Origin of the sequence: Streptomyces sp. NPDC058872 (genome assembly GCF_042743065.1) — a bacterium.
Classification (GTDB): domain Bacteria; phylum Actinomycetota; class Actinomycetes; order Streptomycetales; family Streptomycetaceae; genus Streptomyces.
In genome coordinates this window covers 1-1,154 of the sequence record NZ_JBHYMK010000160.1, presented here as the reverse complement: position 1 = coordinate 1,154, position 1,154 = coordinate 1, and the positions used below count along the sequence as shown (strand labels likewise).

Here is a 1,154-nt window from a genome sequence, read left to right as displayed (position 1 = left end):
GCTGACCACGCCGTAGCCGGCACCGTCCTGCTCCCCGGCACCGGCTTCCTCGAACTCGCCCTCCAGGCCGGCCACCACGTCAACTGCGGCACCGTCGAGGAACTCACCCTCGAAGCACCCCTGATCCTTCCCGAACGGGGCCGGGTGGACGTGCAGTTGAACGTGAGCGCACCTGACGACTCGGGGCGGCGCGAGCTGACTCTCCACTCACGCACGCAGGACGCCGGCAGCGACGAGCCGTGGACCCGGCACGCCACCGGCACCCTGGCCCCTGTAGAGCGGTCCCCGAGGCCCGATGCCGACATGACCACATGGCCGCCCTCCGGGGCCGAGCCGGTGGAGACCGAGGGCTACTACGACAGGCTGGCCGAGCAGGGCTACGGGTACGGCCCTGCCTTCCACGGCCTGAGGACCGCCTGGCGGCGCGGTGACGAGGTCTTCGCCGAGGTCGCCCTGCCGGACGAGGAGTCCGCCGAGGCCAAGGAGTACGGCATCCACCCGGCACTGATGGACGCGGCGCTGCACGCGCTGGGCCTGGGCGTGCTGCCCGCGGCGGGCGAGGGTCGGGCGCGGCTGCCGTTCTCGTGGAGCGGGGTCACCCTGCACGCGGCGGGCGCCGCCGCGCTGCGGGTGCGCGTGGCTCCGCTCGGGGACGCCGAGGACACCGTGTCGGTCACCGTGGCCGACCCGGCCGGCATGCCAGTCGCCACGGCCGAGTCGCTGGTCGTACGGCCGGTGGTCACCGCGCAGTTGGAGGCGGCCAGTTCCTCCGTGCACGACAGCCTGTTCCGCATGGACTGGGTGCAGGCCTCCGCGGGGCTCTCCCCCGTCGCGGCGCGGCGCTGGGCGGTCGTCGGGCCGGACCCGCTGCGGGTGGGACGGACGCTGGGGGAGACCGGTGCGACGGTCTTCGCGGCTGACGACCTGGACTCCATGGCCACACTGGGCGTCGTCCCGGACGTGGTGGTCGTGCCGTACGCGCCTCAGCAGGACGGCACCGACAAGCTCGCCGCGCGGGTCCATGAGGTGCTGTACGGGGTGCTGGACCTGGTCAAGCGGTGGCTGGCGGAGGAGCGGTTCGCCGACTCCCGACTGGTCCTGCTCACCCGCAACGCCGTCGTCACCTCACCCGAAAACACACCCGACCTCGAACA

Annotated in this window: 1 protein-coding gene; it reads left to right on the top strand. The window is 73.1% G+C overall.

The window, feature by feature from the left end:
* Nucleotides 1–1,154 (top strand): polyketide synthase dehydratase domain-containing protein (locus ACFW22_RS35910; protein ID WP_386413008.1); only part of this gene is annotated, 1,154 nt, incomplete at both ends.